Source organism: Saccharopolyspora oryzae (assembly GCF_027853915.1).
Taxonomy (GTDB): Bacteria; Actinomycetota; Actinomycetes; order Mycobacteriales; family Pseudonocardiaceae; genus Saccharopolyspora; species Saccharopolyspora oryzae.
On the sequence record NZ_JAQGLA010000003.1, the window covers coordinates 146,763 to 164,172 of the forward strand.

General features: G+C 70.5%; 16 protein-coding genes and 1 riboswitch. Of the genes, 12 read left to right on the forward strand and 4 right to left on the reverse strand.

Translation table 11 applies throughout. From position 1 onward, the window contains the following. Nucleotides 1–416 precede the first annotated feature (416 nt). The 12 genes from ftsZ (at nt 417) to OU415_RS03325 (ending at nt 13,299) form a co-directional block, all read left to right on the forward strand. On the forward strand, nt 417–1,877 hold the full coding sequence (gene ftsZ, locus OU415_RS03270; protein ID WP_270947007.1) for a cell division protein FtsZ: 1,461 nt from the start codon (nt 417–419) through the stop codon (nt 1,875–1,877). Nucleotides 1,878–2,011: 134 nt separating this feature from the next. Beyond that, nucleotides 2,012–2,731, forward strand: a complete 720-nt coding sequence (gene pgeF, locus OU415_RS03275) for a peptidoglycan editing factor PgeF (protein WP_270947008.1) — start codon at nt 2,012–2,014, stop codon at nt 2,729–2,731. Next, entirely contained in the window at nt 2,728–3,462 is a 735-nt protein-coding gene (locus tag OU415_RS03280; protein WP_270947009.1) for a YggS family pyridoxal phosphate-dependent enzyme, read from the forward strand. The genes pgeF and OU415_RS03280 overlap by 4 nt, the downstream gene beginning before the upstream one ends. Before the next feature lie 70 nt (nt 3,463–3,532). After that, nucleotides 3,533–4,156, forward strand: a complete 624-nt coding sequence (gene sepF, locus OU415_RS03285) for a cell division protein SepF (RefSeq protein ID WP_270947010.1) — start codon at nt 3,533–3,535, stop codon at nt 4,154–4,156. A 19-nt stretch (nt 4,157–4,175) separates the two neighbouring features. Continuing rightward, a complete protein-coding gene (locus OU415_RS03290) occupies nt 4,176–4,460 on the forward strand; it encodes a YggT family protein (protein ID WP_093160639.1) in 285 nt (94 codons plus the stop codon). Nucleotides 4,461–4,507: 47 nt separating this feature from the next. Continuing rightward, nucleotides 4,508–5,338, forward strand: a complete 831-nt coding sequence (gene wag31, locus OU415_RS03295) for a DivIVA-like cell division protein Wag31 (protein ID WP_270947011.1) — start codon at nt 4,508–4,510, stop codon at nt 5,336–5,338. 88 nt (nt 5,339–5,426) lie between these two features. Beyond that, nucleotides 5,427–5,852, forward strand: a complete 426-nt coding sequence (locus OU415_RS03300; RefSeq protein WP_270947012.1) for a hypothetical protein — start codon at nt 5,427–5,429, stop codon at nt 5,850–5,852. 317 nt (nt 5,853–6,169) lie between these two features. Next, on the forward strand, nt 6,170–9,325 hold the full coding sequence (gene ileS / locus OU415_RS03305) for an isoleucine--tRNA ligase (RefSeq protein ID WP_270947013.1): 3,156 nt from the start codon (nt 6,170–6,172) through the stop codon (nt 9,323–9,325). Between the two features lie 133 nt (nt 9,326–9,458). Then, a riboswitch (SAM riboswitch) is annotated at nt 9,459–9,574 on the forward strand. Between the two features lie 39 nt (nt 9,575–9,613). Continuing rightward, nucleotides 9,614–10,951, forward strand: coding sequence for an aminotransferase class V-fold PLP-dependent enzyme (locus OU415_RS03310; protein WP_270947014.1), 1,338 nt, complete (start codon nt 9,614–9,616; stop codon nt 10,949–10,951). Between the two features lie 399 nt (nt 10,952–11,350). After that, nucleotides 11,351–12,025, forward strand: coding sequence for a signal peptidase II (lspA, locus tag OU415_RS03315; protein ID WP_408641771.1), 675 nt, complete (start codon nt 11,351–11,353; stop codon nt 12,023–12,025). Nucleotides 12,026–12,066: 41 nt separating this feature from the next. Next, on the forward strand, nt 12,067–12,951 hold the full coding sequence (locus tag OU415_RS03320; RefSeq protein WP_270947117.1) for an RluA family pseudouridine synthase: 885 nt from the start codon (nt 12,067–12,069) through the stop codon (nt 12,949–12,951). Between the two features lie 45 nt (nt 12,952–12,996). Then, the gene (locus OU415_RS03325; RefSeq protein WP_270947015.1) at nt 12,997–13,299 is read left to right on the forward strand and encodes a hypothetical protein; all 303 of its coding nucleotides are present in this window, start codon (nt 12,997–12,999) and stop codon (nt 13,297–13,299) included. A gap of 60 nt (nt 13,300–13,359) precedes the next feature. On the opposite strand, the gene OU415_RS03330 is transcribed toward OU415_RS03325, so the two are convergent. From OU415_RS03330 to OU415_RS03345, 4 genes are all read right to left on the reverse strand, one after another. After that, a complete protein-coding gene (locus OU415_RS03330; protein ID WP_270947016.1) occupies nt 13,360–14,739 on the reverse strand; it encodes an NAD(P)(+) transhydrogenase (Re/Si-specific) subunit beta in 1,380 nt (459 codons plus the stop codon). Beyond that, nucleotides 14,736–15,041, reverse strand: a complete 306-nt coding sequence (locus tag OU415_RS03335) for an NAD(P) transhydrogenase subunit alpha (RefSeq protein WP_270947017.1) — start codon at nt 15,039–15,041, stop codon at nt 14,736–14,738. Before OU415_RS03335 ends, OU415_RS03330 begins: the two co-directional genes overlap by 4 nt. A 35-nt stretch (nt 15,042–15,076) precedes the next feature. Next, nucleotides 15,077–16,189 (reverse strand): Re/Si-specific NAD(P)(+) transhydrogenase subunit alpha, encoded by a 1,113-nt coding sequence (locus OU415_RS03340; RefSeq protein ID WP_270947018.1) that lies wholly within the window; start codon nt 16,187–16,189, stop codon nt 15,077–15,079. 258 nt (nt 16,190–16,447) lie between these two features. Continuing rightward, complete coding sequence (locus tag OU415_RS03345) at nt 16,448–17,371, reverse strand: AsnC family protein (protein ID WP_270947118.1); 924 nt, start codon at nt 17,369–17,371, stop codon at nt 16,448–16,450. Nucleotides 17,372–17,410 lie beyond the last annotated feature (39 nt).

Below are 17,410 nucleotides of genomic sequence, written 5' to 3' on the forward strand. Positions count from 1 at the left end.
CCGGGCTCAGCCGCGTTGGAATTCGGCGTGATCACCCCTGCCTGCCTCGACCGGGTGAGGCGGTGGGCAGGTACGGTGTGCATTGGTGATCGCGTCCGCGACGCGAGCGCCGACAAGGGGAGGAACGAACTGGGCTCGCTGCGACTCCGCCGGCGGACCCGCTGGACAACAACGGAACCGGTCGAGACGGGAAGCGACGAGGTGCGCGGCGCAACATACCTGGCACGGATCCCGGCGTGGCTGCTGGACGCAACGGCGTCGCCCCGCCTACGGTCCGGATCGGGCACGGGATCGGCCGCACCAGGCGAACCCTTGCCGTGGCGACCAGGGGGACCGGAATCGGCGGCGACCGGCCAGCGACCATCCCGGCGGTCGACGCAGAGAGCACTCCAGCCACGATCAGGAAGGCGGATCCGATGACGCCCCCGCACAACTATCTCGCGGTGATCAAGGTCGTCGGCATCGGTGGCGGCGGCGTCAACGCCGTGAACCGCATGATCGAGGTCGGGCTCAAGGGCGTCGAGTTCATCGCGGTGAACACCGACGCGCAGGCCCTGCTGATGTCCGATGCCGACGTGAAGCTCGACATCGGTCGGGAGCTCACCCGCGGCCTGGGCGCGGGTGCCGCGCCGGAGGTCGGTCACAAGGCGGCCGAGGACCACGCCGAGGAGATCGAAGAGGTCCTCAAGGGCGCCGACATGGTGTTCGTGACCGCGGGCGAAGGCGGTGGCACCGGTACCGGTGGCGCACCGGTCGTCGCTTCGATCGCGCGCAAGCTCGGCGCGCTGACCATCGGTGTGGTCACGCGGCCGTTCACCTTCGAGGGCAAGCGCCGCGCGGCCCAGGCGGAGCAGGGCATCAAGGAGCTCCGCGACTGCTGCGACACGCTGATCGTCATCCCGAACGACCGGCTGCTGCAGCTCGGAGACATCGGCGTGAGCCTGATGGACGCCTTCCGCTCCGCCGACGAGGTGCTGCTCTCCGGTGTCCAGGGCATCACCGACCTGATCACCACGCCCGGTCTGATCAACCTCGACTTCGCCGACGTCAAGAGCGTCATGTCCGGTGCGGGCAGCGCGCTGATGGGCATCGGTTCGGCCGCCGGTGAGGGCAGAGCCGTGCAGGCCGCGCAGAAGGCGATCAACTCGCCGCTGCTGGAAGCGTCCATGGAGGGCGCGCACGGCGTCCTGCTGGCCATAGCGGGTGGTTCCGACCTCGGTCTGTTCGAGATCAACGAGTCGGCATCGCTGGTCCAGGAGTCCGCGCACCCCGAGGCCAACATCATCTTCGGTACGGTCATCGACGACTCGCTCGGCGACGAGGTGCGGGTGACGGTGATCGCCGCGGGCTTCGACTCCGGCACGCCGACGCACAAGAAGCTCGAGCCGACCAAGGTCGGCGGCCGCACCGAGGACGCCGAACCGGTGGCGAGCACCGAGAAGCCGGCCCAGCCGCAGGTCGTCGAGAGCCGGGTGGAGACCGCTCCGGCGCCCGCGCCGACCCCGCAGCCGGAGCAGCCGGTCGCCGCGCCGGAGCCGCCGCAGCAGGTCGCGCAGCCGGCCCAGCCCGCTCAGCCGGTCGAGCAGGCTCCGCAGCCCGCGCAGCCGGTCCAGCAGCAGCCGGAAACCCCGGCGCAGGCCGAGCCGGAGCCGGTGCGCCAGCGCCCGGACATCGGCCAGCGGTCCGGGCTGTTCGGCAGCGACGGTTCCTCGACGGCCCAGCAGGGCGTCACGGTGCCGACGACGCGGGGCACGAGCGGTTTCCCGACGCACGGCGGCACTTCGACGCGGTCCGGTGCCGGGCTGGGCAACCGCGCCGTGCCGGTGAACGACGACAGCGACGACGACGTCGACATACCGCCGTTCATGCGCCGATGAGCGCACCTCCGGTCCAGCCGAAACGCCGGACCGGAGTGGACGCACCGTTAGAGGTGGCGGCGCATGGGCGAGAATCGACACCGGGAGCACTCCGCTCCCGGTGTCGACTCATGTTTAGGGGAGGCTGAGCAGCAGTGCGGATCCGGCGCGTGATCACCACGCGGGAGGGCGGCAGTTCCAAGCCGCCGTTCGATTCGTTCAACCTCGGGGGTCGCGTCGGCGACGACCCGGCGGCGCTGGCCGCGAACCAGCGCAAGCTGGCCGACGGCATCGGCCTGCCCGAGGACCGCCTGGTGTGGATGGAGCAGATCCACGGCCGCACCGCGACCGTCGTCGACGGCCCGCGGTCCGAGCCGGTGGAGGCCACCGACGCGTTGGTGACAGCTGAGCCGAACCTGGCGCTCGCGGTGCTCACCGCGGACTGCGTGCCGGTGCTGCTCGGCGACCCGGAGACCGGTGTCGTCTCGGCGGTGCACGCCGGACGGGTCGGCGCGCGCGTCGGAGTCGTCGTGGCGGCGCTCAAAGCGATGCAGCAGGCGGGCGCCGAGCTCGGTCGCATCGAGGCGCTGCTCGGACCTGCCGCCTGCGGCGAGTGCTACGAGGTGCCCGCCGCCATGCAGGCCGACGTGGAGGAGCACCTTCCCGGCAGCGCGTGCAAGACCCGCAAGGGCACGCCGGGGCTCGACCTGCGCGCCGGGCTCTGGGAGCAGCTGGCCGCGGCCGGCATCGCCAAGATCGGCGTGGATCCGCGCTGCACGATGGAGTCGCCGGAGCTGTTCAGCCACCGCCGCGACGACGGGCGCACCGGGCGGTTCGCCGCGGTGATCTGGGCCGAGCCGGAGGACGCCGAGTGAGCGAGGAACTGCGTCGGCAGGAACTGGCGGAATCGCTGCGCGAGGTGCGCGACCGGGTCGACCGGGCGTGCCTGGCCGCCGGACGTCAGCCGCAGGAGGTCGAGCTCCTGGCCGTGACGAAGACGTTCCCGGCCTCGGACGCGGCGCTGCTGGCCGATCTGGGGCTCGTCGAGTTCGCGGAGAACCGCGAGCAGGAAGCGCGCGGCAAGGTCACCGAGTTCGACGAGCTGCGCCCGTCCGCGGCGGTGCGCTGGCACATGGTCGGCCAGTTGCAGCGGAACAAGGCGCGAGCCGTGGTCCGCTGGGCCGACGTGGTCGAGTCGGTGGACAGCGCGCGCCTGGTCGAGGCGCTGAGCCGGGCGACCTCGAACGCCATCGAGGCGGGTGATCGAACACACCCGCTGGACGTGTTGTTGCAGGTCAGCCTGGACGAGTCGGAGGGTCGCGGGGGTTGCCGACCCGACGAGGTCCCGGAGCTGGCAGATATGATCACTCTGACGAGTGATCTTCGACTGCGCGGTGTGATGGCGGTCGCCCCCCTGGGTGGCGATCCGGATGTGGCCTTTGACACACTTTCCAAGATCTCCGAGCGGTTGCGGGGAGATCACCCCGAAGCTGTCGAGGTGTCGGCGGGGATGTCCGGCGACCTGGAAAGTGCGGTTGCCCACGGCTCGACCCGGGTGCGTGTCGGAACCGCGTTGCTCGGCGGGCGGCGGTTAACCTCGCCGTAGCCGCAGGATCGGGGGGTCGGACGGCCGCCTCGTGCTCGGTGCTAGGAGTCGCAAGAGGAAGGGCATGCCGATGAGCGCTTTGCACAAGTTGAAGGCCTACTTCGGCATGGTTCCGGCCGACGAGGTCGACGAGTACGACGACGAGGTCGGCTATCGCGACCGGTACGCCGAGTCCGATCGCGACACCTACGACGGCCCCGCGGAGCGGGGCGCACGACGTCGTGTCGGCACCCGCGGCGGATACCAGTCGGAGCCCGATGCCGAGCCGGACTTCATCGAGGAGTTCCGGGAACCGGCACCGCGCCCGCGGCGGCAGTGGTCGGCGGAAGCGCCGCCGCGCAGCTCGCTGCCCAGCCAGTCGCGGGAGAACGTCTCCCAGCTTCGGGCCGTCACCGACACCGGTTCGCTGTTCAACTTGAGCAAGATCACAACCCTGCACCCTCGCAGCTACAGCGAGGCCCGTACGATCGGCGAGCAGTACCGGGACGGCACGCCGGTGATCATGAACCTGACCGAGATGGAGGAGGCCGACGCGAAGCGCCTGGTCGACTTCGCCGCTGGGTTGGCGTTCGCCCTCCGGGGCTCGATCGAGAAGGTCACCAACCGCGTGTTCTTGCTCTCACCGCCCAACGTGGACGTTGCGGCCGAGGACAAGAGGCGGCTCGCCGAGGGTGCCTTTTTCAACTACGGGTGAGTGGTGGCACAGTTGAGGCGTGAATCCGGTGCAGATCGTCCTGTTTTACGTTCTGTTCTTCTTCTGGCTCCTGCTCACGGCCCGTATCGTGATCGAACTCGTTCGAGTGTTCGCTCGCGATTGGCGGCCCGTTGGGGGGGTTGCAATCGCGTTGGAGAGCATCTACACAGTGACCGACCCACCCGTAAAGTTGGTGCGTCGGGTGATTCCGACGGTCCGGATCGGCGGCGTCGGACTGGACCTATCGATTATGGTGCTGCTGCTGGTCGTGTTCATACTGATGCGACTGGTGCAGCCCGGGTGACGGGGAACCCGGGCTACCCGCAGCCGAGGAGTGCGTGAGGTGATCTTGTGGGCCTGACCCCCGCCGACGTGCATAACGTCGCGTTCAGCAAACCTCCGATCGGTAAGCGGGGCTACAACGAGGACGAGGTGGATGCATTCCTCGACCTGGTTGAAGCCGAGCTTGCCCGGCTGGTGGAGGAGAACAACGACCTGCGCGGCCAGGTCGAGCAGCTGGAGTCCCAGCTGCAGACCGCGCAGGTCGACTTGGACGACGCCCGCAGCCAGGCGGCGTCCGCTTCCTCGACCCCGGCCGCACCGACGGAGGAACCGCGCCGGCTCACCCCGGTTCCGGCGCCGTCCGCTGCCGAGCAGACCTCGCCCGGCGGTGACCACCACGTGCAGGCCGCCAAGGTGCTGGGCCTGGCGCAGGAGATGGCCGACCGGCTGACCGGTGAGGCCAAGGCCGAGGCCGACGGCATGCTGGCCGAAGCGCGGACGAAGTCCGAGCAGCTGCTTTCCGAAGCGCGCTCGAAGTCCGACAGCATGGTCAACGAGTCCCGGACCCGTGCCGAGACGATGCTCAACGACGCCCGGACCCGGGCCGAGACGTTGGAGCGGCAGGCCCGCGAGAAGGCCGCCAACCTGGAGCGCGACGCGCAGCGCAAGCACGCCGAGGTGATGGGCAACATCACGTCGGAGAAGAACGCCCTCGAGAAGAAGATCGAAACCCTGCGCACGTTCGAGCGCGAGTACCGCACTCGACTGCAGACGTACCTGGAGTCGCAGCTCCGCGAACTGCAGGACCGGGGTTCGGCCGCGCCGGCCGAGAGCGGCAGCAGCCGTTCGGGCCAGCAGGCCAGCTACAGCTTCGGCGCACGTGCCGCCGAGGCCGGCTGACGGAACTGTCCGCATCAGCGGCGACGGGTGGCGCGCCCGTCGCCGCTGGTCTGCGTCCGGGGCCGTGTCGCGAGAGGTGTGAGGTCGCGTGCTGTTGGTCGTGCTCCTGCTGGTCCTGCTGGCCGCTGGTGTGCTGGTCGGCGCCGTCCTCGGCGGCGAGGCCGAACTGGCGTGGCTGTCGGTGCTGGCGAGCGCGGTCGCGGTCGGCCTGCTGGCGGCGGACCGGGTGCGGCGGCGCCGGGCGGCGGCCAAGCAGGAGACGGCCGAACCGCCGTTCGCCGACGTCGGCGAGGAGCCGGCGGAGGAGCGCAGCAACGCCTCCGAGGTCGCGCGACCGGACGCCCAGGTCCTGGTGATCGACGAGCGGCCGCGCTACCACGTCCGCACCTGCGAGTGGATCGGTTCCCGCAAGACCATCGAGCTGACCTTGCGCGAAGCCCGCGAACTGGGCTTCACGCCCTGCGCCCTCTGCGCCCCCAACGCCACGATCGCCGCCGAGGTCCGCCGCTCGTGAGAGCGGTCCTCCAGGTGGGATGGCGGACCGGTGAAAACCGGTGGCGGGGGACCGGTACGCTGGAACGACCAGGCGATGATCCGGCCATCACCGGGGAGCCTCCGGAAGAACGGGTGCCCGTGGCACCTCAGTAGAACCGGACGGGTCCAGCCCGTCACAGCTGGCAACGAGTGGTCGTCGACGTTCGTCGGCGGCAAGCGGGGTGGTACCGCGGATCTCGTGCGGAGCACGCGCACGAGGTGTCGTCCCCGTGTGGGCACCGAACCATCGGTGACCGTGCGGCGGCAACGACACACACCGCGAGGAGCGCATCCGCGATGTCATATCCCAAGGTTCAGTTCGGCGACGCCGGTGAGCGCGGCGTGGCTGCCCAGCCCGCGTTCCCGGCCATCGAGCGCCAGGTGCTGGATTTCTGGGCGAGCGACGACACCTTCCGGGCCTCGGTGGAGGCCCGCGAGGCCGGGACCAACGGTGCCAACGAGTTCGTCTTCTACGACGGCCCGCCGTTCGCCAACGGCCTGCCGCACTACGGGCACCTGCTGACCGGCTACGTCAAGGACGTGGTGCCGCGCTACCAGACGATGCGCGGTCGCCGCGTCGAGCGCCGGTTCGGCTGGGACTGCCACGGCCTGCCCGCCGAGGTGGAGGCGGAGAAGCAGCTCGGCATCTCCTCGAAGTCCGAGATCGAGAGCATGGGCGTGGCCCAGTTCAACGACGCCTGCCGCACCTCCGTGCTGCGCTACACCGCGGAGTGGGAGGACTACGTCACCCGGCAGGCGCGGTGGGTGGACTTCGACAACGACTACAAGACGCTCGACCTGGACTACATGGAAAGCGTCATGTGGGCCTTCAAGACCCTGTGGGACAAGGGTCTGGTCTACGAGGGCTTCCGGGTGCTCTGGTACTGCTGGCGCTGCGAGACGCCGCTGTCCAACACCGAGACCAAGATGGACGACGTCTACCGCCAGCGGCAGGACCCGGCGGTGACGATCGGCCTGCGGCTCCAGGCCCCCGGCAAGGCCTACGACGGCGCGCTGGCCCTGGCGTGGACGACCACGCCGTGGACCCTGCCGTCCAACCTCGCCGCCGCGGTGCACCCCGAGGTCGACTACGTGCTCGTCGCACCGGCCAACAGCTCGGAGCGCTACGTGCTGGCCGAGGCCCGGCTGAGCGCCTACGCGCGGGAGCTCGGCGAGGACGTCGCCGAGCACGTCGTGGAGCGGTTCAAGGGCAGCGACCTGCTGGGCACGAAGTACCAGCCGCCGTTCGACTTCTTCGTCGGCCGGGAGAACGCCCACCAGGTGCTCGCCGCCGACTACGTGACCACCGACGACGGCACCGGGCTGGTGCACATCGCGCCCGCCTTCGGTGAGGACGACAAGGTCGTCACCGACGCCGCGGGCATCGAGCCGGTGGTCCCGGTCGACGCGCACGGCAAGTTCACCGCCGAGGTGCCGCCGTACCAGGGCCTGCAGGTCTTCGAGGCCAACAAGCAGATCGCCCGCGACCTCAAGGACCGCGGCCTGCTGCTGCGGCACGAGACCTACGACCACCCGTACCCGCACTGCTGGCGCTGCGACAACGCGCTGATCCAGCGGGCGGTGTCGTCCTGGTTCGTGGCGGTCAGCAAGTTCAAGGACCGGATGGTCGAGCTCAACCAGCAGATCAACTGGGTGCCGGGGCACATCCGGGACGGCCAGTTCGGCAAGTGGCTGGAGAACGCCCGCGACTGGAACATCTCGCGCAACCGGTACTGGGGCTCGCCGATCCCGGTGTGGGTCTCCGACGACCCGAACTACCCGCGCACCGACGTCTACGGCTCGCTGGACGAGCTCGAGCGCGACTTCGGCGTGCGGCCGAAGGACCTGCACCGCCCGGAGATCGACGACCTGACCCGGCCCAACCCGGACGACCCGACCGGCAAGTCCACCATGCGCCGGGTGCCGGAGGTGCTGGACTGCTGGTTCGAGTCCGGCTCGATGCCGTTCGCGCAGGTGCACTACCCGTTCGAGAACTCCGAGTGGTTCGAGCACCACTACCCGGGCGACTTCATCGTCGAGTACAACGGGCAGACCCGCGGCTGGTTCTACCTGCTGCACGTGCTGGCGACGGCGCTGTTCGACCGGCCGGCGTTCACCAACGTGGTGGCGCACGGCATCGTGCTGGGCGACGACAAGCAGAAGATGTCGAAGTCCAAGCGCAACTACCCGGACGTCAACGAGGTCTTCGACCGCGACGGCTCGGACGCGATGCGCTGGTTCCTGATGGCCAGCCCGATCCTGCGCGGCGGCGACCTGGTGGTCACCGAGCAGGGCATCCGGGACGCGGTGCGCCAGGCGGTGCTGCCGCTGTGGAACTCCTGGTACTTCCTGGCGCTGTACGCCAACGCCGAGGGCGTCACCGGTCAGTCCAGGGTGGACAGCCAGCACGTGCTGGACCGCTACGTCCTGGCCAAGACCCACGAGCTGGTCGGCGACGTGCAGGCCGCGATGGACTCCCTCGACCTGGCCGGTGCGTGCAACACCGTCCGGGACTTCCTGGAGGTCCTGACCAACTGGTACGTGCGGCGCTCCCGCGACCGCTTCTGGGCTGGTGACCGCGACGCCATCGACACCCTGCACACCGTGCTGGAGGTGACCAGCCGGGTGGTGGCGCCGATGCTGCCGCTGACCGCGGAGGCGGTGTGGCGCGGCCTGACCGGTGGCCGCTCGGTGCACCTGACCGACTGGCCGCTGGTCGACGAGCTGCCCGCGGACGCGGCGCTGGTCACCGCGATGGACCAGGTCCGCCAGGTGTGCTCCTCGGCGTCGGCGCTGCGCAAGGCCAACAAGCTGCGCGTGCGGCTGCCGCTGGCCAAGCTCGTGGTCGCCACCGAGCAGGCGGAGGCCCTGCGGCCGTTCGCCGACCTGATCCGCGACGAGATCAACGTCAAGGAGCTGGAGCTGACCACCGACGTGGCCGCGCACGGCCACTTCGAGATCGCGGTGAACGCGCGGGCGGCCGGTCCGCGCCTGGGCCGCGACGTGCAGAAGGTCATCAAGGCGGTGAAGTCGGGCGAGTGGAGCCGCACCCCGGGCGGTGCGGTCGTCGCAGCCGGGATCGAGCTGCAGGACAACGAGTTCAGCGAGCAGCTGGTGTCCACCGACTCCGGTGCGGCTTCGGCGCTGCCCGCGGGCCTGGGCCTGGTCGTGCTGGACACCGAGGTGACCCCGGAGCTGGCGGCCGAGGGCGTCGCCCGCGACGCGGTCCGCGTCGTCCAGCAGGCCCGCAAGGATGCCGACTTCGAGGTCTCCGACCGGATCACGGTGACCGTTTCGGCGCCGGCGGAGGTGCTGTCGGCGGTGGCGGCGCACCGCGAGTTCATCGCCGCCGAGACCCTCGCCGACGCGGTCGAGCCCGGTGAGGTGGCCGATGGCTTCACCGGCTCGGTCGGTGACGGCACCGAGATCAAGGTGTCCGTCACCCGCGTCTGACCTGCGGTGTTCGGGTGGCGCCGGTTCGTCCGGCGCCACCCGGCCGCGCGAATGGGTGTGACGCAGACCGCTCCCACGCCTCGGGAACGGGTGTTGCCCGCAGCGCGGGCCTTTTCTAGTGTGCTGTTCCGAAGGTCATGAGTGTCAGCGCGAAGCCCCGGCTCGCTGGCCGGCAACCCTCCAACCGCGGTGGGGTGCCCCGGGTGAGGACCTGGCCGGTCGCGCAGGGCGATCCGGCAAGCGCGGACCCCTTCTCGGAGGGTCCGATGAGGCCCCTGGGAGGGCGTCATGACGTCTGCCGTTGTCCGAATCCCGAAGCAGTCCGCTGTGGACAGCCGCGTGCCCGCGGTCGCCGGGAACGAGTTGAACGTTCCGCTGGTCACCGGGGAGAGCGTCGGTTATGCCAACCTCGATCACGGGGCCAGCGCGCCTTGTCTGGACAGCGTCCGGACCGCCGTCGACCAGCTGCTCCCGTGGTACGCCAGCGTGCACCGGGGCGCCGGTTTCGCTTCGCAGGTGTGCACCAGGGTCTACGAAGGCGCGCGGGACGTTCTGCGGGACTTCGTCGGCGCCCGCCGCACCGACTCGGTGGTCTTCACCCGCAACACCACCGACGCGCTGAACCTGCTGGCGGGGGCCTTGCCGCGGGGGACTTCCGTCGTCGTCTTCGACACCGAGCACCACGCCGCGCTGCTGCCCTGGACCGGTCCGCGGGTGCGGCGGATCGAGGCCCCGGCGACGCCGGCCGACGCGGTCGCCGCGCTGGACGCCGCGCTGGCGGAATGCCCGGAGGGGCCGCGGCTGGCGGTGATCACCGGCGCGTCGAACGTCACCGGTGAGTTGTGGCCGGTCGCCGAACTCGCCCGCGTGGCCCGCCGCCGAGGCGCGCGGACCGTGCTGGACGCCGCGCAGCTCGCCCCGCACCGCCCGGTGCGGATCGCCGAGCTCGACATCGACTACGTCGCGATCTCCGGGCACAAGCTGTACGCGCCGTTCGGCGCGGGCGCGCTGATCGGACGTGCGGACTGGCTCAACGCCGCGGACCCGTACCTGGCCGGTGGCGGCGCGACGCGGAAGGTGAACGAGCGCGCGGTCAGCTGGAACACCGGTGAGGAGCGGCACGAGGCGGGCTCGCCGAACACCGTCGGCGTGCACGCGCTGGCCAAGGCCTGCGAGACGCTGTCGGTGAACTGGGTCAACGTCGTCGAGCACGAGGAGGCGCTGCTGCGCCGGTTGCGCGCCGGGTTGCGCGAGGTGCCGGGGCTGCGCGAGCTGTGCCTGTTCGACGCCGACCGCGAGCGCGTCGGTGTCGTGAGCTTCAGCATCGACGGCCAGGACCCCGGGCTGATCGCCGCTGCGCTGTCCGCCGAGCACGGCATCGGCGTCCGCGACGGCCTGTTCTGCGCCCACTTGGCGACCAAGCGGCTCCTGTCGCGCGCGGGCTCGGACGCGGAGCGCGCGGTGCGCGTGAGCATCGGCCTGGGCACCACGGCGGAGCACGTCGACCGCCTGGTGAACGCCCTGCACGAGCTCGTCGCGGAAGGCCCGGCCTGGCGCTACGAGCTGGTCGACGGCCGCTGGACCCCGTCCGACGACCCGCGCCCCCTCCCGGACTTCCTCCCCTGACCACCCGCTCCCCGGGGCCTCCCACCCCCGGTTCCGCACCCCGACGTGGCTCCGCCGCCAGTCCCGACGCAATTTCAATGGAAATTGGACCTCCAATTTCCATTGAAATTGCGGAAGTTCTCCACAGACCGGACCACTTGTCCACATCCTTCGGTGCGTCGGATCCCGACATCCGTTGGCATGTCGGGTGCGGACATGCCGAGGGACCACAGTTTCAATTGAAACTGCGGGAGGTCGTCGGTGTGTCGGGGGCGGACACGCCGGGGGTCACAGTTTCAATTGAAACTGCGGGTTGTGGGTGTGTTCGGAACTGCAGTTTCAATTGAAACTGTGGTGGCGGGGGCGGGATGCGGTGGGACTGCTGGCATCCGGTCCGGGGCGTTCAGGGACAATGGGGGCGTGAGCACCGAGCAGTCCTCTTCAGAGCGACCGTCCGAGGAGCCGGCGGACCGCGAGAACGTCGACGCCGAGCAGGCACCCGACGAGACCTCCGCCGCTGAGACCTCCGCCGACGCGCCCTCGGGCGAGACCGGCGAGAAGCCGCGCAAGTCGCCCAAGCTGCTGGCGCTGCTGTTCGGCGTAGCAGTGGTCGCGCTGGGGCTCGACGCCCTCACCAAGATCATCGTGGTCGACCAGCTGGAGGGCGAACCGCCGGTCGAGGTGTTCGGCGGGCTGCTCTACCTCGACGTGCTGCGCAACCCGGGCGCGGCGTTCTCGCTGGCCACCGGCATGACCTGGTTGCTGGCGCTGCTGGCCATCGCGGTGGTCGGCGTGATCATCTGGCTGGCGCCGAAGCTGCGCTCGCCCGGCTGGGCGGTCGGCCTCGGCCTGGTGCTCGGCGGCGCGTGCGGCAACCTCGCCGATCGCATCTTCCGCGCCCCCGGGCCGCTGCAGGGCCACGTCGTGGACTTCTTGTCCGTGCTGGCCCCCGGCGGTGCGGTGTGGCCGGTGTTCAACATCGCTGACAGCTGCATCGTCGTCGGTGGTGTGCTGGTCGTGCTGCTCTCGCTGCTCGGCCGCGACTACGACGGCACGGTGCACCGGCGGAAGAAGGCGGCGGAGAACAACTCGTGAGCGATCTTCGAAACTTGCCGGTGCCCGAGGGGCTCGACGGCATGCGGGTGGACGCAGGTCTGGCCAAGATGCTGGGCCTGTCCCGCAACGCGGTGGCCACGCTGGCCGAATCCGGTGACGTGCTGCTCGACGGCACCCCCGTCGGCAAGTCCGACCGGCTGGTGGCCGGGTCGTGGCTGGAGGTGACGCTGCCCGCGGCGCAGCAGCCGCTGCAGGTCGTCGCGGTCCCGGTGGACGGCATGAAGATCCTCCACCAGGACGACGACATCGTGGTGGTCGACAAGCCGATCGGCGTCGCGGTGCACCCGAGCCCGGGCTGGGAAGGACCGACGGTGGTCGGCGGGCTGGCCGCGGCCGGCGTGAGCATCGCGACCTCCGGGGCCGCGGAGCGGCAGGGCGTCGTGCATCGGCTCGACGCGGGCACCACCGGGGTCATGGTCGTCGCCAAGAGCGAGCACGCGTACTCGGTGCTCAAGCGGGCGTTCAAGGAGCGCACCGTGGACAAGCGCTACCACGCGGTCGTGCAGGGGCACCCGGATCCCAGCCGCGGCACCATCGACGCGCCGATCGACCGGCACCCCCGCCACGACTACAAGTTCGCGGTGGTCACCGGCGGCAAGCCGAGCATCACGCACTACGAGACGGTGGAGGCGTTCCGCGCCGCCTCGCTGGTGGACGTGAAGCTGGAAACCGGCCGCACGCACCAGATCCGCGTGCACTTCTCGGCGATCAAGCACCCGTGCGTCGGCGACCTGACCTACGGCGCGGACCCGGTGCTGGCGCGGCGGCTGGCGATCACCAGGCAGTGGCTGCACGCCCGGAGCCTCTCGTTCGAGCACCCCGCAGGCGGTTGGGTGAGCTACGAGAGCGAATACCCGGACGACCTGCAGCACGCGCTCGACGAGCTCCGCGATCAGGACGGCTGAAGCAGGTACCGTGGCGGAAAGCGAGCTACCAACGGAGGGGGCTTGATGGCACAGTCGAGATCGTTCGAAGGCTCGGATGCGCCGACGCCGCCCACCGGCATCCCGGTGATCGACCCGGCAGCGGACGCCGAAACCCCGGCCAGCGGGTTCAACAGCCTCGGCGACGTGATCAACGCCGAGGACGTGGGCACGGCGGCGCCGTCGGTCCTCGGCGCACCGGAACCCACGCGCGCTCCAGGCGAGGCGGGGGACTGGCCGACGCTGGAGTACCGCAGCCGGAACAAGCCGGAGCGGCCCAAGCGGTCCAGCCCGCTGGACTTCTTCCGCCGGGAGAAGAAGGAGAGCTGAGCTCGCGTTCCGCAATTTCCATTGAAATCGCACGTCCGATTTCAATGGAAATCGCGGTTCTCAGAGGGCTTTGAGCTCCTCGACGACTTCGCGGACCGAGGACTTGGCGTCGCCGAAGAGCATCGCCGTCCTCGGGTCGGTGTAGAGCGGGTTGTCGACTCCGGCGAACCCCGCGCGCATCGAGCGCTTCAGCACGATCACCGCCTTGGCCTGGTCGACGTTGAGGATCGGCATGCCGTAGATCGGCGAGTTCGGGTCGGTGCGGGCCGCGGGGTTGGTGACGTCGTTCGCGCCGATCACCAGGGCGACGTCGGTGCGGGCGAACTCGTCGTTGATCTCGTCCATCTCCTTGAGCTGCTCGTAGGGCACGTCGGCCTCGGCGAGCAGCACGTTCATGTGACCGGGCATCCGGCCGGCCACCGGGTGGATCGCGTAGGACACGCCGACACCCCTGTCGACCAGCAGCTTCGCCATGTCCTGCACCGCGTGCTGGGCCTGCGCGACCGCCATGCCGTAGCCGGGCACCACGATCACCTGCCCCGCGTAGGCGAGCTGGATGGCCACGTCGGCGGCGCCGATCGAGCGCACCGTCCCGCTGCTGGTCACCGGGGCGGACGAGGCCGTTCCGCCGAAGCCGCCGGCGACGATCGACGGGATCGAGCGGTTCATCGCCTTGGCCATCTGGTCGGTCAGGATCGAACCGGAGGCGCCGACGAGCATCCCGGCGACGATCATCGCCGTGTTGCTCAGCGCCAGCCCGGCCGCCGCCGCGGACAGCCCGGTGAAGGCGTTGAGCAGCGACACCACGACCGGCATGTCGGCACCGCCGATCGGCAGGACCACCGCGATCCCCGCCAACCCGGCCAGCACCAGCACCGCCACCAGCAGCAGCTCGGCACCGCTGCCCAGGCCGATCGCCACCGCGCACACCACCGCGCCGACCAGCAGCAGCACGTTCAGCGGCAGCTGCAGGCGACCCACCGAGATCGGCCGGCCGGGCACGAGCTCCTGCAGCTTGCCGAAGGCCACCAGCGAACCCCAGAACGAGATCGAGCCGATGATCGCGGCGAACAGCGTCGCGATCGGCACGAACGCCGGTTCGCCCTGGAACCCGGCGCTGTCCCGGAACTCGACCCAGGCGGTCAGCGCCACCGCACCACCGCCGACGCCGTTGAACAGCGCCACCATCTGCGGCATCGCGGTCATCTTCACCCGCCGCGCGGCCGGGACGCCGATCACCGTGCCGACGACCAGGCCGAACACGATCAGGCCCCAGTTGCTCAGGCCGGGGGTGAGCAGCGTGGCGACCACCGCGACCACCATGCCCGCAGCCGCGATCGCGTTGCCGCGCACCGCGGTCCGGGGACCGGTCAGACCCATCAACCCGTAGATGAACAGGGCGAACGCCAGGATGTAGAGGACCGACCGCAGCGTGATCACTTCTCGGCGTCCTTCCGCGCGGGTTCCGGCTTGCGCTTGAACATGCCCAGCATCCGGTCGGTGACCAGGAATCCGCCGACGACGTTGATCGTGCCGAAGATGATCGCCACCAGCGCCAGCAGCTGCGACCCCAGGTCGCTCACCCCGGATCCGAGCACCAGCACACCGCCGAGCAGCACGATCCCGTGGATGGCGTTGGTCCCGGACATCAGCGGGGTGTGCAAGGTGTTCGGCACCTTCGAGATCACCGCGAAGCCGACGAACCCGGCCAGCACGAGCACCGCCAGATCAGCCAGGAACATCGCCCCTCCTCCCTGAGTCGGGCCGGGGTGAAGGGTCAGGCGTGCCCTTCACCCCGTTCTGATCGGGTGATGCAGGTGGCGGCCAGGACCTCGTCGGTGAAGTCGGGGGCGAGGCGGCCTTCGACCAGCATCAGGTCGAGCAGTGCTTGGACGTTGCGGGCGTAGAGCTCGCTGGCGTGCTCCGGCATGGTCGCCGGGAGGTTCAGCGGGGCGGCGATGGTGACGTCGTGGTGCACCGCGATCCGGCCGGGTTCGCTGAGCTCGCAGTTCCCGCCCGCCGAACCGGCGAGGTCGACGATCACGCTGCCCGGCCGCATCCGGCGGACCGCCTCGGCGGGCACCAGCCGCGGTGCCGGACGCCCGGGGACCAGGGCGGTCGTGATCACCACGTCGAAACCGCTGATCGCGGCGTTCAGCCGTTGGGCCTGCTCGGCGCGCTCGTCCTCGGTCAGCTCGCGGGCGTAGCCGCCTTCGCCGACCGCCGAGATGCCCAGGTCCAGCCACTTCGCGCCGACCGAACGCACCTGGTCGGCGACCTCCGGCCGCACGTCGTAGCCGGTGGTGCGGGCGCCGAGCCGCTTGGCCGTGGCGAGCGCCTGCAGCCCGGCCACGCCGACGCCGAGCACCAGCGCCGAAGCGGGTTTCACGGTGCCCGCCGCGGTGGTCAGCATCGGGAAGAAGCGGGTGCACTGGTCGGCGGCCAGCAGCACCGCGCGGTACCCGGACACGTTGGCCTGCGAGGACAGCGCGTCCATCGACTGGGCGCGGGAGATGCGCGGCACCGACTCCAGCGCGAACCCGGTCACCCCGGCCTCGCGCAGGCGCGGCACCAGGTCGGGGTCGGTCAGCGGGGCGAGGAAGCCGATGAGCGTCGAGCCGCGTTGGAGCTTGCCGAGCTCTGCCGTGCTGGGCGGGTTCACCTTGACCACCACGTCCGCCGACCACGGGTCGCCGAGGTCCGCGCCCGCCTTGGTGAACGCGTCGTCGGGGATCAGCGCGGCCTGCCCGGCGCCGGGTTCGACGACCACCTCGAGCCCCTGCGCGCACAGCCGCTCGACCACGCCGGGCACGAGCGCGACCCGCCGCTCACCGGCCAGCGACTCGCGCGGGACACCGACGCTGGTGCGACCGCCCTCCTGCGAGGTCATGACTCCAGATGTCCACAACGCGGACCAAACCGCAAGACCACACGCCCGCGTATCACCAGGACAGACGTACTCCGAACGGCGATCACCGGTATTCACACCGGCCGACCGGGGACTTGCCGATCGCTGTCGAGGCCGTCCCGTTGTTCCGCCTGATCAGAGCACGTGAGCACTTTGTGGCGCTATAGCACCACAAAGTACTCACGTGCCTTGACCAGGCGGAACGATCTCCCGCGCGGAGGCAGGAGCAGGTGGAGCCCGCTACAGGTCGGTGATGTCCCAGGTGAGGGTGCGCTGGGCGTCGCCGGGGCGGGGCGTCCAGCGGACCGCGGTCAGCTCCGTCGACTCCGGCAGGACGTAGACGGTGTGGCCGCCGGCCGTTTCGCCCGGCGGGACGCCGATGCGGTGCGGGGGCCGGGACGACAGCGACACCGGGGACTTCGCGATCGCGGAGCCGTCCGTGGTGATCAGCTCCAGGTACAGGTCCGGCAGCGAGGTGAACGGCGTCTGGCCGCGGTTGGTCAGCTCGGTGTGCACCACGACCGCGCGCTCGCCGTCCTGCAGCTCGTAACCGGCCGCGGTGAACAGGAAGTCCGCCGGGTCGACGACCTCGACCAGCAGGATCGTGATCCGCTCGCCCTCCAGGCCTTCCACGTCGAGCTTGCTGCCGACCTTGCCGGTGCGCGCCGGCTGCTGCTGGGCGGGCTGCTGCGGTTGCTGATCACCGCGCGCCCACGCGGCCGATCCGGGCGGGCCCCAGACGTTCATCGGGTCCTGCGGAGCGGCGGGCTGCTGCGGGAACGAGGTCGGCGGCGGGCCCGGCGGGACGAACTGCTGCGGTCCGCTGGGCTGGCCGTAAGCGGGTGCGGGGAAACCGCCGCTGTGCGCCGGGTAGCCGCCCGTCGGCTGCGGGAAGGAGCCGGAGTGCTGGACCTGGTGCGGACCGGACACCGGGTAGGGGCCGCTGGCCATGTTCTGCTGCGCGGCCCAGTGCTGGGCGGCGGCGACCGCGTTGCGGATGCCCTGGACGTCGCACTCGACCCCGACGATCAGCGGGAGACCGGTGGTGGAGAGGGTAGCGAGGCGCGCAGCGACGTCGCGCACGTCCATGCCGAGCCGACCGGCGATCTCGGGTACCGCCGCCCGGCCCATCTCGGCGACGACGCTCAGCAATCGCACATCCACAGGATCAGGGCCAGCCACGACGAACCACGCTACCCGTTC

Bases quoted from the DNA above. Each gene is read 5' to 3' on its own strand.
- ftsZ (WP_270947007.1), top strand. From the start codon at position 417: ATGACGCCCCCGCACAACTATCTCGCGGTGATCAAGGTCGTCGGCATC.
- sepF (WP_270947010.1), top strand. From the start codon at position 3,533: ATGAGCGCTTTGCACAAGTTGAAGGCCTACTTCGGCATGGTTCCGGCC.
- ileS (WP_270947013.1), top strand. From the start codon at position 6,170: ATGTCATATCCCAAGGTTCAGTTCGGCGACGCCGGTGAGCGCGGCGTG.
- OU415_RS03310 (WP_270947014.1), top strand. From the start codon at position 9,614: ATGACGTCTGCCGTTGTCCGAATCCCGAAGCAGTCCGCTGTGGACAGC.
- OU415_RS03320 (WP_270947117.1), top strand. From the start codon at position 12,067: ATGCGGGTGGACGCAGGTCTGGCCAAGATGCTGGGCCTGTCCCGCAAC.
- OU415_RS03325 (WP_270947015.1), top strand. From the start codon at position 12,997: ATGGCACAGTCGAGATCGTTCGAAGGCTCGGATGCGCCGACGCCGCCC.
- OU415_RS03335 (WP_270947017.1), bottom strand. From the start codon at position 15,041: ATGTTCCTGGCTGATCTGGCGGTGCTCGTGCTGGCCGGGTTCGTCGGC.
- OU415_RS03340 (WP_270947018.1), bottom strand. From the start codon at position 16,189: ATGACCTCGCAGGAGGGCGGTCGCACCAGCGTCGGTGTCCCGCGCGAG.